The organism is Micromonospora violae (assembly GCF_004217135.1).
In the GTDB taxonomy this organism is placed as follows: domain Bacteria; phylum Actinomycetota; class Actinomycetes; order Mycobacteriales; family Micromonosporaceae; genus Micromonospora; species Micromonospora violae.
The window spans coordinates 5,654,881-5,668,481 of sequence record NZ_SHKK01000001.1; the positions used below are offsets into that span (position 1 = coordinate 5,654,881).

The 13,601-nt window shown below is 71.3% G+C and carries 13 protein-coding genes; 6 read left to right on the forward strand and 7 right to left on the reverse strand.

Annotated features, from left to right (window positions below; all coding sequences use genetic code 11):
- Positions 1–3 precede the first annotated feature (3 nt).
- Positions 4–303 (reverse strand): DUF2695 domain-containing protein, encoded by a 300-nt coding sequence (locus EV382_RS25405; RefSeq protein ID WP_130405861.1) that lies wholly within the window; start codon positions 301–303, stop codon positions 4–6.
- A gap of 469 nt (positions 304–772) precedes the next feature.
- Here EV382_RS25405 and EV382_RS25410 point away from each other — a divergent pair, with 469 nt between their 5' ends.
- Positions 773–1,042 carry a hypothetical protein gene (locus EV382_RS25410; protein WP_130405863.1) on the forward strand — a complete coding sequence of 90 codons (270 nt, stop codon included), beginning with the start codon at positions 773–775 and terminating at the stop codon, positions 1,040–1,042.
- 89 nt (positions 1,043–1,131) lie between these two features.
- Here the strand turns inward: EV382_RS25410 and EV382_RS25415 are convergent, their stop codons facing one another.
- Both EV382_RS25415 and EV382_RS25425 read right to left on the reverse strand, forming a co-directional pair.
- On the reverse strand, positions 1,132–1,827 hold the full coding sequence (locus EV382_RS25415) for a DUF4396 domain-containing protein (RefSeq protein ID WP_244236995.1): 696 nt from the start codon (positions 1,825–1,827) through the stop codon (positions 1,132–1,134).
- A gap of 322 nt (positions 1,828–2,149) precedes the next feature.
- Complete coding sequence (locus EV382_RS25425) at positions 2,150–6,583, reverse strand: cation-translocating P-type ATPase (protein ID WP_130405867.1); 4,434 nt, start codon at positions 6,581–6,583, stop codon at positions 2,150–2,152.
- Between the two features lie 206 nt (positions 6,584–6,789).
- On the opposite strand from EV382_RS25425, the gene EV382_RS25430 reads away from it, so the two are divergent.
- From EV382_RS25430 to EV382_RS25450, 5 genes are all read left to right on the forward strand, one after another.
- Complete coding sequence (locus tag EV382_RS25430; RefSeq protein ID WP_130405869.1) at positions 6,790–7,050, forward strand: hypothetical protein; 261 nt, start codon at positions 6,790–6,792, stop codon at positions 7,048–7,050.
- A 59-nt stretch (positions 7,051–7,109) separates the two neighbouring features.
- Complete coding sequence (locus EV382_RS25435) at positions 7,110–8,498, forward strand: MFS transporter (RefSeq protein ID WP_130405871.1); 1,389 nt, start codon at positions 7,110–7,112, stop codon at positions 8,496–8,498.
- A gap of 51 nt (positions 8,499–8,549) precedes the next feature.
- Positions 8,550–9,203, forward strand: coding sequence for a GAP family protein (locus tag EV382_RS25440; protein WP_130405873.1), 654 nt, complete (start codon positions 8,550–8,552; stop codon positions 9,201–9,203).
- Between the two features lie 75 nt (positions 9,204–9,278).
- Positions 9,279–9,473: a hypothetical protein gene (locus EV382_RS25445; protein WP_030331904.1), complete on the forward strand. Its 195-nt coding sequence runs from the start codon at positions 9,279–9,281 to the stop codon at positions 9,471–9,473.
- A 95-nt stretch (positions 9,474–9,568) separates the two neighbouring features.
- Positions 9,569–10,117, forward strand: a complete 549-nt coding sequence (locus tag EV382_RS25450) for a YbaK/EbsC family protein (protein WP_130409191.1) — start codon at positions 9,569–9,571, stop codon at positions 10,115–10,117.
- A gap of 54 nt (positions 10,118–10,171) precedes the next feature.
- Here the strand turns inward: EV382_RS25450 and EV382_RS25455 are convergent, their stop codons facing one another.
- The 4 genes from EV382_RS25455 to EV382_RS25470 are packed head-to-tail and all read right to left on the reverse strand — an operon-like array spanning position 10,172 to position 13,543.
- Positions 10,172–10,807: a DsbA family oxidoreductase gene (locus tag EV382_RS25455; RefSeq protein ID WP_130405875.1), complete on the reverse strand. Its 636-nt coding sequence runs from the start codon at positions 10,805–10,807 to the stop codon at positions 10,172–10,174.
- Positions 10,808–10,827: 20 nt separating this feature from the next.
- Entirely contained in the window at positions 10,828–11,256 is a 429-nt protein-coding gene (locus EV382_RS25460) for a SufE family protein (protein ID WP_130405877.1), read from the reverse strand.
- A gap of 35 nt (positions 11,257–11,291) precedes the next feature.
- Entirely contained in the window at positions 11,292–11,717 is a 426-nt protein-coding gene (locus tag EV382_RS25465; protein ID WP_130405879.1) for a CBS domain-containing protein, read from the reverse strand.
- Between the two features lie 56 nt (positions 11,718–11,773).
- Positions 11,774–13,543, reverse strand: coding sequence for a proline--tRNA ligase (locus EV382_RS25470; RefSeq protein ID WP_130405881.1), 1,770 nt, complete (start codon positions 13,541–13,543; stop codon positions 11,774–11,776).
- Positions 13,544–13,601: the final 58 nt, after the last annotated feature.

The following is a 13,601-nucleotide window of genomic DNA, read 5'->3' on the forward strand; positions in this document are numbered from 1 at the left end:
TGCTTAGCGGAAGATCTCCTCGGGATGACAGTTCATGACGACCTCGCAATCACACCAGCCACCCAACTGGCGTAGGCCCTCGCCGAGTGCTTCCCACCTGATGCCTTGCTCGTCGGCCCACTGCTGACCATGCCTAGTGGTGTGGTCGCAGCCATCGGCTAGGACGTGGGCGTCGACGAACTCCACGAGTGCCGCCAGCTGGTCCCGGTTGATGGGGAGCAGCGCGGATCGAGCCTCTCGGTCGGCTTTCTTGTAGGCGTCGCGGAGTTGCTTGCGACGTGCCCTCTCGTTCGGTGAAGCCATCGAGGGATCTTGCCACAGCGTCGGCGAGTGCTTCCAGAGGCTGGGCCAGATACGGATCAGAAGCCAGGACCGCCAGCGGTCAGCGACGGGGCACAATCGGGCACCATGACATCCCGGCCCCCAGGCGTTTTGGACAGGCCGGCCAGCCCGCGATCTCTGCGGGCGAATCTACGGACACGGTTTCCGGGAGCGGTCGGCTGCGCCCGGGCGATGTGGCAGCGGACGGCCAGCTGATTCTGAGGATGAAGGATGCCCAAGCAAACCTTGAGGTGAACACTCAGCGCGGCTGGCGGGGGGACGTGAGCCGGTGGCATTGGGCCGACGACCCGGACACTGGGGAACGCGAGACCTTCGTGCAGAACTTTGCCTGCTAGCTGCGGACGGTCCGCATTTAGTCCCGCAATGGGTTCGTCGACGGCGAGGGAACTGAAGCCATGCCTGAGGCGTGGCGTGTGGAACGCTCTCGCGAGTGGAAGACGCGAAGCCGATCGTTGTGCAGCTGTACTGCCGTCTTGAGATCACAGTCGACAACCCGGACGCTCTGTTCGAGGCTGCCGAGCGGCGGCTGCGGAGTGCCAACATCGACTGGCCGAGCGAGCAGAACACCCTCGAAGAGGCGGTCGCTGAGTTGCGAACCGACTTGGAGCAGTCGGTTGCCAGCTTGGTCGATCCTGACCAGGTGCTGGCGGACGTTCCCGGTGTCGAGGTGCGCCGCGGGCGCTGGTGGGCCGAGGTCTGAGCGCCGTCCGAGCGGTTCCAGCCCGGCTTCAGGTCACCGGACGACGAAGCCTGATCTCATAACCCTCGGTCGCCGGGCAGTACCTCCGTTTATCGAAGTTGCGCGGGCTGTGGCTCTACTTTGATCCCGCGCCGGATCAGCCAGGCGGTCGCGGGCCAGGCGGCGATGAAGCCGCTGGCCAGCCCGATCTGGGTGAAGAACCAGAAGGCCGGGGTGGCCGGGTTCAATGGTGGCTCCGGGACAATGACGTGGTGTGACAACGCCAACCAGACGAACAGCACCATCTCGAAGACGGTCACGGTCAGCAGGTCGGCCTTGGCGACGGTCACTATCGCATCCCAGATCCGGTGCCGGCCCCTGCGACCCGAAATGAAGTAGCGGAATGTCACCCCGACGACGACCGCCCCGAGGTAGTCGCTGACGTACGAGGCCCACAGCGTCTCACCCGCTAATTTGATGCCACTTGCGAAGACGAACACCTCACCGAGGACGACGCCCAGAGCGCAGTGGGCGCCGCACTGACAAACCCCGGTCAGGATGGCTAGTTGCTGGGGCTTTTTCGGTGGCCTGCCGTGTCTCTGTTGCCACCTGGGGGAATGGGGCCTGATCCAACGGCGGTACGCCACAACGGCGGCTGGGCCGAGGTAGAGCCCGGTCACCGGCCAGACGAACTCCTCGCTCTTGAGTAGCTGGCGGTACTTGTGGACGCGGATGTCGACGACGATCGAGGCTGAGCTGACAACTCCCACACCGATTGTGATCCAGGACAGCGACATCAGCACCATCTGCCGCACAGCCCACCCTTCCCGTGCACGAGGTGGTGACGCAACCCAGCGCGGAGGAGTGCGGCAAGCACGGGGATAACGAAGCCACGTGGATGGGCTCCAGCTTTTCAGTTTTTACTCGTACCGATGACCGAACGTACCGACCCACGCAGAACTCGTCGCCCTCGGGATTGGTCAGGACGATGTGCCCTTCCTCGGGGAGTTGTCCGACGTCGAGGTGGTTGCCACCGAGCCCCAGTGCCGTCTCCACCACACACGCGCCGACACCACGACAGGGCAGTTTCGGAGAGGCCGCCGGAGCAGGGAACAGCTCGGAACCGCCTCAGCTCTGGGCGGAGTGCGGCGGGTGCGCCTCCGGGAGGCGTTCCATCAGCCTGGTGAGCACACCGTTGGCGAAGGTCGCGCCGAGCGCCGACCCGGCCCCGATGGTCCAGCCGACCGGCCCGAGCGGGGTGCAGCCGAAGAACTGGCTCACTCCCGGCGTCTGCACCACCAGGACGAGCACGCCCAGTGACGCCGCCGTGGAGGCCAACACGGTCGGGCTGGTGCCGCCGGCCAGGATGGTCTGCCCGAGCTGGGTGCCGACAAGGGAGACCAGGGCGACGGTGCCGGCCCGCTGGCGGCGTCCGGTGTAGCGGGCCAACGTCCAGCCGGTGGTCGCGCCCAGCGTGGTGGCTGCCGCCCGCAGACCGATCTCCCTGGTGAGACTTTCGCCGAGCGCCGTGTCCGGGCCCTCCCGGAGCAGCGCGTCGGCGCGGTCCGACGCGGGTGGCCGGACCGCGATGGCCAGCGCCGGTGCCAGGTCGGTGAGGAGGTTGACCAGCAGCAGCTGTCGCCCGGTGAGCGCGGAGCGGCCGGTCGCCGCGGCGGTGAGCACACTGAACGCGATCTCACCGAGGTTGCCGCCGACCAGGATGCTGAGGGCGTGCCGCACCGACGACCACATCGCCCGCCCTTCGATCAGGGTCGCGATGATGGTTTCCAACCGGTCGTCGGTGACCACCAGGTCGGCGGCGGCGCGGGCGGCCGGGGTGCCCCGTTGACCGAGGGCGATGCCGACGTCGGCCAGCCGGATGGCCGGGGCGTCGTTGGCGCCGTCGCCGGTCATCGCCACGGTCCGCCCGCACTTCTGCAACGCCTGGATGATCCGCACCTTGTGGGTGGGGGTGCAGCGGGCCACCACATCGGTGTTGGCCAACCGCTCGGCGAGCGCGTCGTCGTCCAGTTGGTCGAGTTCACCGGCGGTGACCACCCGCTGTTCGTCGTGCTCGCTGATGGTGGCGGCGATCGCCTCGGCGGTGGCCGGATGATCGCCGGTGATCATGATGGTGTGCACGCCGGCCTGCCGGATCCGGCGCACCGCCGGGGCGGCGCTCTCCCGTACACCGTCGGCGAGGGCCAGGAAACCCACAAAGGTCAGCCCTCGAACGTCCCCGTCGGTCACCTTCGGGTCGCTGACCGGGCACTCCGCGACGGCCAGGATCCGGTTTCCGGCACCGGCCCGGTCGGCGAGCATCCGTTCCAGTTCCGCCCGGCCGGCGTCGTCGAGCGGTTCCTGACGACCGTCGGTGCGGCGGGACGAACAGCGCGGCAGCACCGTCTCCGGGGCACCCTTGACGCTCAACAACAGGTGACCGTCGGTCTGTCCGATGCTCGCGTGGTAACCACGGGACGGCTCGAACGGCAGACCGCCGGCCGCCCGCCAGCCAGCGGCACCGGTCTGCTCCACCACCCCGGCCTCCCCGGCACCCCGCCGGACCGCCCGGTCGGTCTGCAACGCCAACTCCTCCGGATCGTTCGCGGCGGGGGTGGCCCGCAGCGCCGCGGCCAGCGTCATCCGGAGCCGGTCGTCCAACCGGTCGACCGGGGCGTACCGTTCGCCGACGCCGTCGCCGACCCCGGCGAGGAGCAACTGGCCCTCGGTGAGGGTGCCGGTCTTGTCGAAGCAGAGCACATCCACCCGGCCCAGCGCCTCGATGGTGCGCGGGTTGCGGACCAACGCGCCGTGCTCGGCCAGCCGCCGGGCCGCCGCCAGTTGCGCCGCGCTGACCAGGAACGGCAGCCCCTCCGGCACCGACGCCACGGCGAGGTTCGCGGCGGTCGCCGCCGTTTCGGCCAGGGGTACGCCCCGAAGCAGGCCCGCGCCGGCCACCGCCACCGCGGACCCGGCAGCCAACGGGATGGCGGCGCTGGTCAACGAGCTGAGCCGAGCCTCCACCCCACTGGTCGGGGGTGCCTGCCGCACCAACGCCAGGCTGCGCCCGGCCTCGGTGTCGTTGCCGGTCGCCACCACCACGGCGGTGCCGTGCCCGGCGGCCACGGTGGTGCCCTCGTAGAGCATCGAGTGTCGGTCGGCGATGGCGGCGGCGACCACCGGTCGGTTGGACTTGGCGACCGGCAGCGACTCGCCGGTCAGTGACGACTCGTCGGCCTCCAGGCCCACCGACTCCAGCACCCGGCAGTCGGCGGGCACCGAGTCGCCCGGTTCGAGGGCGATGACGTCCCCGAGGACCAGATCTTCGGCGGCGAGAACCTGCTCGGCACCGTCCCGGCGGACCCGTGCGGTCACCGCCGAGCGCGACAGCAGCTCCGCCAGCGACCGCTCCGTGTTGCGTTCGTGCACCGCCCCGATCAGGGCGGACCCACCGACCACGCCGCCGACCAGGGCGGCGTCGACCAGTGAGCCGAACGACGCGGAGAGCACCGCCCCGGCGGCCAGCACCGGAGTGAGCGGGTTCGACAATTCGTCCACGAAGGCGCGCAGCAGCCCGCCGCCGGCTGTGCCGCCGTCGCCACCGGTGGCGTGGCGTCGACGCTGTGCTTCGGCGCTGGACAGGCCGTCCGGGGTGGAGCGCAGGTGGTCGAGCACGGTGCCGACGGGCATGAGGTGCCAGGCGGTCGCCACCGGCGCCGGGGTGTCCGACTGATCGTGCAACCGGCGGGCCTGCCAGACCCCGTTGGCGAAGGCCAACCCGGCCGCGCTGTTGACCGCGACGAGCGCTCGGTGCGGCAACTGGGGTGGTGGGGCGGTGAACGCGCCCAGCGCCCCGAGGCCGGTGCCGGCCATGGCCAGCCGGATGTTCTGCTGGGCGGTGCGGCGGGCCACCCCGGTCGCCTCGATCACCAGTGCCACCACCCGCAGGTCGGCACCGACCAGCAGGTGCGCCCCCCACGGCGGAAGCTCCTCCGGTGCGGCGAACCCGAGACCACAGTCGGACGCGCCGAGCGCCTTGCGGTCCGCGGAAACCAGCATCACCACCGCGCCGTCGCGCTGCAATGCACGTACCGACTCGGTCAGCTGGTCCCCGCCGGGGAGTATCGCGTCGGCGAAGCCGTACCGCTGCTCGTCGCCGCCGGCGACGACCAGCCGCAGACCGGCGTGCCGGGCGGCGGCGGGCAGACCGTCGACGCCGGGCGCGGGTTCCGGTTCGACCCGCAACAGTGCGGCGAGCCGGTCGCCGTGGGCGAGGCCGAGGAGCTGACCGCAGGCGGAGCGCAGCCGGGCCGCGTCCGGAATGTGGTCCGGGTCGCTCGCGGGCATCCGGTCCAGCGGTGCGAGCCGCCAGCCGTCCGCCGCGCGGGAAGCGGTCGGGTCGTCCGGGTCGAACAACGCGAAGGCACGCTCGGCCACCTGGTCGACGTCCGCGTCGGGTGCCGGCGCGAGGTCGGCCAGCACGCCCCGGTCCGAGCCGAGCACCGCGGCGTCGAGCACGAGCGTGTCGATCCGGTCGAGTTCGCGCAGCACACTGCGGTCCATCGCGATAACGCCGCGCCGGGCCAGCATCCGGCCGAGCTGGGCCGCGTACCCCTCGCGGCCACTGCCGGGCGCCTTGGGTAGCGCGGACAGGCCCAGCGCGGCGGCCCGCTTCGGCCCGGCGAACGGCACCGCCGCCGCGCCGGCGGCCGCGCCCGCCGCGAGCATCCGGTTGATGTACCGCTCGACCGGGCCGTCCGGCTTCGGGCGGGGGCGCTCGATCACCGGCCACCGGGCGGTGGCGCGTTCCGCGTCGCCGGTGAGTCGCGGTTCGGCCCGCTCCCAGGCGGAGAGTTGGGCCCGCGCCTCGCCCCACTGCACCACCCGCTGCGCACCGTCCAGGACGATCCCCGTCCAGCGCCCGGTCAAGCCCTGCACCACCGCCTCGGCCAGCGGAAACAGGATGTCTGCGCGCGGGTCGGAGCGCAGCCGTTTGCCGATGAAGCCGTGCAGCTTCGGCTGAAGATCCACTGCGGAGAGGAGGCCGGACACCTCGCCGGGCAGTGGCGCGAACGGTAGGACCCGGGTGGCCGCCGAGATGGTCAGGCCCAACGCGTCCGAGGCGAGCGCGCCCAGGGTGCGCGGGGTTCGCGGCCCCTCCTCCGGTGGGTGCGGCGGTGGGATCTCCGGGTCGGGTTCGTGGTCGCAGGTCCGCTCGACCCGGTCGATCGTGGTGATCAGGTCGCGCAGCTTCGGCTCGGGGGCCTGGACGGCGACCACCACCCGCCCGGAGGGTGCGTTGACCCGGGCCCAGGCGACCCCGGGCATCCGCTCCAGGGCGCCTTCGACCTGACGGGCGAGCCGATTGCCGCCGTCCTGGCAGACACCGTGCACCTCGATGTGGTGTCGGCCGGGCCGGGACCACACCCGACGCCGCGTCAGCCCCGCCGTTCGGGCCAGCCGGGTCGCGGCCGAGCCGACCGTCCGAGACGCCTCGCCGACCAGGTGCGGCACGCCGAAGGACGGCAGGATGCGGCCGGCAGCGCGACCCGCGGCCGTCATCGAGGCGTACGGCTGGACGGGCCCCTGTTGCCGCTGGTCCTGACCTTGGCCATGTCGTCCTCCCACCGCGCTGACGTCCGGCGGCCTGGCTTCCCGACCTGTCATCCGTTATGCCCCCTGAGCAGCGGAATTTTCCGCCGTCGCGAGTGCATGGACCGGGTCGACGGTGGAATCCGACGACCATCACCGGACATGGGGAGGCCGGCATGAGCACGCTGACGCGACATCTCAACGGTTCGCGGGAGAACGTCCAGATGTACGGCCGGCGGGTGCAACTGCCGATGCTGGGTGAGGTGGCGGTGCCGCCACCGGACAAGGTCGCTTACTACGCCGGGCTCGGGGTGCTCGCCGCGCTACAGGTCATCGAATGGCCGATCGCGGTGGTGGTCACCGCCGGCCATCTGCTGGCAGACCAGCATTTTTCCGGGTTGGTCCGTGGAGTTGGGGAGGCGTTGCAGGACGCCTGACGAGAGCTGGGTCACTGGGCCGTTGACCTGAATCAGGGTTGAGGTCGCATGCTCGGTCGATGCCGAGCACAGCCGTCATCAGCGAACCCACCGCACCGGGACTCTTCGCACCCCGGCTACGCGCGATGACGGTGGGCAGCGTCGCGTTGATCTCACTCCTCGCCTTCGAGGCGTTGGCGGTCGGTACGGCGATGCCGACCGTCGCCCGCAGCCTGGACGGGCTGGCGCTCTACGGCATCGCCTTCGGTGGCCCGTTCGCCACCGGTGTGCTGGCCATGGTGGTCTCCGGGATCTGGTGTGACGCCCGCGGCCCCCGAGGGCCGATGTGGCACGGCGTCGCCTGGTTCGTGGTCGGGCTGCTGATCGCCGGGACCGCGCCCGTGATGAGCGCGCTGGTCGTCGGGCGGGTCGTGCAGGGTTTCGGCTCCGGGCTGCTGTCGGTGGCGCTCTACGTGATCGTCGCGCAGGCGTACCCATCGGAACTGCACCGGCGGATCTTCGCGGCGTTCGCGGCGGCGTGGGTCGTCCCGTCGCTGGTCGGGCCGGCGGTTGCCGGCCTGATCGTGCAGTACCTGGGCTGGCGGTGGGTTTTCCTGGCGGTGCCGGCGGTGGCCGTGCCGGCGGTGCTGCTGATCCATCCCGGCCTGCGGTCGCTGGGCCGGAGTGCGGCAACGAGCCCGTCGGCCGGTGCGGCCGCGCGGATCGGTTGGGCGTGCGGGGCCGCGGTGAGCGCCGCGCTGTTGCACATCGGGGGACAGCAGCGCGGTGCCACCGCACTGGTGCTGGTCGCGGTCGCCGTGGGCGGCCTGCTGGTCTGTGCCCCGCGCCTGCTGCCGGCCGGGTTTCTCCGCGCCGCGCGAGGATTGCCCACCGTCGTCGGGTTGCGGGGTCTGGCCTCGGCCGCCTTCGTCGGCGCCGAGGTGGTCATTCCGCTGATGCTCTCCCGGGAGCGGGGCCTCTCGCCGACGGCGGCCGGGCTGGTCCTCACCGTCGGCGCGTTGGCCTGGTCGGCGGGCTCCTGGTTGCAGGGTCGGATCCCGGTGCCGGCGTCGAGGGCCAGCTTGCCGCGCGCCGGGCTGAGCTGCATCACGGTCGGCACCGCCACGGTGGCCCTGGCCGTCCGGCCCGAACTGCCGGTGACCGTGGCCGTGGTCGGTTGGGCGGTCGCAGGGCTGGGCATGGGCCTGCTCTATCCGTCGCTGTCGGTGCTCACCCTGGAGTTGTCCGAGCCGGGTGAGCAGGGCCGCAACAGCTCGTCACTGCAGTTGAGCGACTCGCTCTTCGCGGCGACCGTGCTCGCGTTGACCGGGGCCGTGTTGGCGACGGGAAGCGCGCCAGGCCCGGCCAGCTACACGACGACGCTCGTGGTGGCCGCCGCGCTGGCGCTGCTCGGAGCGCTGCTGGCCGGCCGTGTCGTCCTGGGCGGGGGCGTGCGACACGGCAGTTGATCCGTGGGTTCGGCCGCGTCCCACCCGCTCGTACGGGAAGGATGGCGGGCGATGAACCTCGTGACCATTCTGCCGCTCGCCGTGGTCATGGTGGCCGGGACGCAGTTGGTGGTGGCGGTCTTCCTCGCCTCGTCGGATCGGCCCCGGGTGGCGTCGCTGGGGTTCCTCACCGGCGCGGGGCTGGTGATCGCCGCCGGGGTGACGGCAGCGTGGCTGGCGACCCGGCTGGTGGGTGGAGTGGCCGCCGACGCCAGCGCCGTGGCCGGGAAGGTCGACCGTGGCCCCGCCATCGACCTGGTGGTGCTGGCCCTGCTGGTGATTCTGGCCGTGTTGATCTGGGTACGCCGCAACCGCTCCGGACCTCCGCGCTGGCTGGGGAGCATCGAGCACGCCGGTCCGCTTCAGGCGCTGCGGCTGGGTGCGTTGCTCTTCGTGGCGACGCCCACCGACGACCTGACCATGGCCACGGTCGGGGCGAGTGTGGCCCGCCACAACCTGCCGTGGTGGCACCTGGTGCCGTTCGTGCTGCTCACCCTGCTGCTGCTGGCGCTGCCCCTACTGGCGTTGCTGCTGCTCGGGAGTCGGGCGGCGCGGGTGTTGACCCGGATGCGGGAATGGGCCGAGGGACACGCCTGGATCGTCAACGAGATCGTGATCGCGTTCTTCGCGTTGTTGACCGTGCTGGACCTGATCCGATCCGGCTGAGCCGCCCGAACACGTATGGGGGAACCGGCCAGAAATGAGAGCAACAACGGTTCACGTTCGTCTTACCGTGACGCCATGTTCGCTGTCGTCACCACGGTGATCCTCTACGTCTTCGGCTTCGTCTTCCTCTACGGCGTGATCCGGCTGGGTGTCCGGCACGCGTTCGAGGATCTGGAGCTGCAACGGGCCAAGGCCCAGCGCGAAGAGGAGTTGGCGGCAGCCCGCGACCGCTCCTTCATGCGCGACAACGCGTTCCTCGCCGGCAGTTGAGCGCCGGATCGATCCGGCCCGGGCCGGTGGCGTCACCGGGCGGCCGGGGAGCCGTCGGGCGGTTCCGCATCACGGATGCGAAGATCGCACCCGTGATGGGAACGCTGAAGACCGAACCGGCCCGCACCCGCCTGGACCTACTCGCCCCGCCGGTCGCGGAGGCCATCGCGCAGTGGCCGGCCGACGCGCCGGTGGACGTCAACGAGGTGCTGGTCGCGCCGATCGACGCCGACCTCGCCGACACGGCGGCGTTCTGCGCGGCGTACGAGGTGGGGTTGGACGTGTCGGCCAACTGTGTGGTGGTCGCGGGCAAGCGTGACGGCGTGGTCCGTTATGCGGCCTGCATCATTCTGGCCACCACCCGCGCCGACGTGAACGGGGTGGCCCGCCGGGCGCTGGACGTCCGAAAGGCGAGCTTTGCCGCGATGGCGGACGCGGTCGAGTTGACCGGCATGGAGTACGGCGGGATCACCCCGATCGGGCTGCCGGCGCAGTGGCCGATCCTGGTGGACGCGCGGGTGGTCGCCACCCCGCACGTGATCGTCGGGTCCGGCGTACGGCACAGCAAGATCGCGCTGCCGGGGCCGGCATTGGGCGCACTGCCCGGTGCGCAGGTGGTGGAGGGCCTGGCCAAGCCGGCCTGACCAGTAACCGACATCGATGTTGTTGCACGTGAAACATCACCGATGTCGATCTGGTCAGCGCGCGGCGGCCTCGCGCTGCTCGACCTCGGTGAGCGCGGCGAGCAGGGTCTGCACCTCCTGGGCGCCGGAGACCGCGTACTTTCCGGCCAGGACGAAGGTCGGCACGCTGGTGATGCCGAGGTCCCGCGCGGCGGCCAGTTCGCCCGCGACGTCGGCCACGCGCTCGTCGGAGTCGAGGAATCGGCGCGCGTCGGCGGCGTTCAGGCCGATCTCACCGGCCAGGGTCGCCAGCGCCTCGCGCGACCCGACGTCGACCCCCTGGTTGAAGTGCGCCTGGTAGAGCGCCTCCACCATCTCGGCCGCCTTGCCCTGGTCGGTCGCCCAGGAGACCAGTCGGTGCGCGTCGAAGGTGTTCGCGATCACCGCGCGGTCGTAGTCGAGTCGTAGCCCGTCAGCCGCCGCGACCTGGGTCACGTGGGCGACCATCTGCCGGGCGCGCTCCGGGCCGCCGAACTTGCCGGCCAACGCCTGCACCAGCGGAAGAGGCTCGGGCACCGGCGACGGGTCGAGCTGGAACGGCCGGTAGCGGACCGTCACCTCACCCGCATAGCTGGCGAGGGCCTCGTCCAGGCGGCGCTTGCCGATGTAGCACCACGGGCAGATCACGTCCGCGTAGATCTCGATCTCCATGATCGGTGGCAACTTCGAGGTCAGCCGAGTTGTTCCCGGATCTGCCGCTTGAGGCGACCCAGGATCGCCGTGCCACCGCGTACGCGCAGTGGGCTGATCGCCTGCGCCAGACCCATCCGCTGGTAGAGGTCGTCCGGTACGGCCAGCACCTGCTCGGCGCTCGCGCCCGCCAGCCCTTCGGCGAGGATCCCGGCGAACGCCCGGGTGGTCGGCGCTTCCGGCGGGCAGTCGAAGATCGTCGTCACGGTGCCCTCCGGGGTCACCTTCGCGCGCAGGAAGAACGACGTCTGGCACTCGGGCACCTGTTCCATGCCCTCGCGTTCGACGGTGCCCTCCGGCAGCACCGGGATGACGTCCGCGTACTCCAGGAGCATCTCCAGCACCAGGTCGCGCGGCGCGGCGGCGAACTCGTCGACGATCTCGGCCAGTCGGGCCGGCATGTCAGCCATGCGTCGAGGCTACCGCCGCCGGGCGGGCGGCCCGGTCACACCGTGGGCGACTGCTCGCTGATCTCACTGAGCGCGCTGGTCGGGTCGAGTTGCATGGCCAGGTCGCCGAGCGAGACGATCCCGACCAGCTTGCGGTCGCTGTCACAGACCAGCACCCGTCGGATGCCCCGCTCCCGCATGAGCGCCGCCGCCTCGCCCGCCGTGCAGTGCTGTTCGATCATGACGACCTCACGGGTGACGATCGCGCCGATGGTGGTGGCCGCAGGGGAGCTGTTCTCCGCCACGGCCCGCACCACGATGTCCCGGTCGGTGAGCATGCCGGCGAGGCTGGCGCCGTCGGTGACCACCACATCACCGATGTCGGCCTCCTTCATCACCCTGGCCGCCTCGTCCAGGGTGGTCTCGGCCGGCAGGTACACGACCTGCTTGGTCATCACGTCACTGACCCGGTAACCGGACATGAGAGCCTCCACAGACGTTCCACCCGATCCGACTGCACTACCCCGTGACGCCGCCGCTACACCAGATTCCCACGGTCCTGGCGCACCTCGCGGACGAGTCGGTCCACCAGACCGTCGAGCGGCAGCTCGGTGCGCCCGTCGCCGGCCCGCTCGCGCAGCTCGACGTACCCCTCGGTGAGTCGGCGGCCGACCACGACGGCCCGGGGGATGCCGATCAGCTCGGCGTCGGTGAACTTGACCCCGGCCGAGACGTGCGTGCGGTCGTCGACCAGCACCCGCAGGCCGGCGGCGGCGAGCTGCCCGCCGAGCTCCAGCGCCGCGTCGAGCTGCGGGCCCTTCCCCGCCACCACCAGGTGTACGTCGCACGGCGCGATCGCCGCCGGCCAGACCAGACCCCGGTCGTCGTGGTGCTGCTCGGCGACGGCCGCGACCGCCCGGGACACCCCGATGCCGTAGCAACCCATGGTCGGCCGGACCGGCTTGCCGGCCGGCCCGAGCACGTCGACCGCGAAGGCGTCGGTGAAGCGGCGGCCGAGCTGGAAGATGTGCCCGATCTCGATGCCCCGCCGGATGGTCAGCTCCCCCGCGTCGCAGTCGGGGCACGGGTCGCCGGCGCGGACGTCGGCCGCCTCGATGGTGCCGTCGGGGGTGAAGTCCCGTCCGCACACCACGTCGGTCGCGTGTCGGCCCGGCTCGTTCGCCCCGGTCAGCCAGGCTGACCCGACCACCACCCGGGGATCGACCAGGTACCGGATGCCCAACTTGTTGAGCAGCTGCGGCCCGATATAGCCGCGCACCAACTCGGGATGCTCGGCCCACTCCTCGAAGACGGCCACCTGGGCCGGGTGCAGGGCGGCTTCGACCCGCTTGAGGTCGACCTCCCGGTCACCGGGCAGCCCGATCACCAGGGGCTCGGCCCGGTCCGCACCCGGCTGACGGACGGACAGCACCACGTTCTTCAGGGTGTCGGCGGCTGTCCAGCCGTCCCGCCCGCCCAACCGGCGGGCGTTCGCCAACTCCACCAGGCTCGCGATCGTCGGGGTCTCCGGAGTGTCGTGCACCTCGACGGCCGGCTGCGCGTTCGGGTCACCGGCGCTCGGCGCGCGGGTGACCACCGCCTCGGTGTTCGCCGCGTAGTCGCAGGCCGTGCAACCCACGAAGGTGTCCTCACCGACCGGCGTCGCGGCGAGGAACTCCTCCGACGCGGAGCCGCCCATCGCCCCTGACATCGCGTGCACCACGGTGTAGTCCAGACCCAACCGGTCGAAGATCCGCTGGTACGCGGCGCGATGCCGGGCGTACGCCGCACGCAGCCCCGCCTCGTCCAGGTCGAAGGAGTACGCGTCCTTCATCAGGAACTCCCGGCCGCGCAGCACACCGGCCCGGGGCCGCGCCTCGTCCCGGAACTTCGTCTGCACCTGGAACAGCGTCACCGGGAAGTCCCGGTACGACGTGAACACATCCTTGACCAGCAGCGCCGCCATCTCCTCGTGGGTGGGCGCCAGCAGGTGCTCGGCACCGCGCCGGTCGGCGAGGGTGAAGAGAAGGTCGCCGTACTCCGCCCAGCGGCCGCTGGTCCGGTACGGCTCGGCGGGCAGCAGCGCCGGGAAGTGCACCTCCTGGTCGCCGATCGCGAACAGCTCACCACGCACCACATCGGTGATCCGATCCAGCACCAGCTTGCCCAGCGGCAGCCAGGTGTAGCCGCCCGGTGCGGCACGACGGATGTAGCCGGCGCGCAGCAGCAGCCGATGGCTCGGCACCTCCGCGTCGGCCGGGTCCTCGCGCAGAGTCCGCAGCAACAGGGTCGACATACGTAGCAGCATCCGCGAAGCCTAGGCCCGTCGTGGCGGCCCGGCGACGCAATTCGTCCGGCGGTTCTGG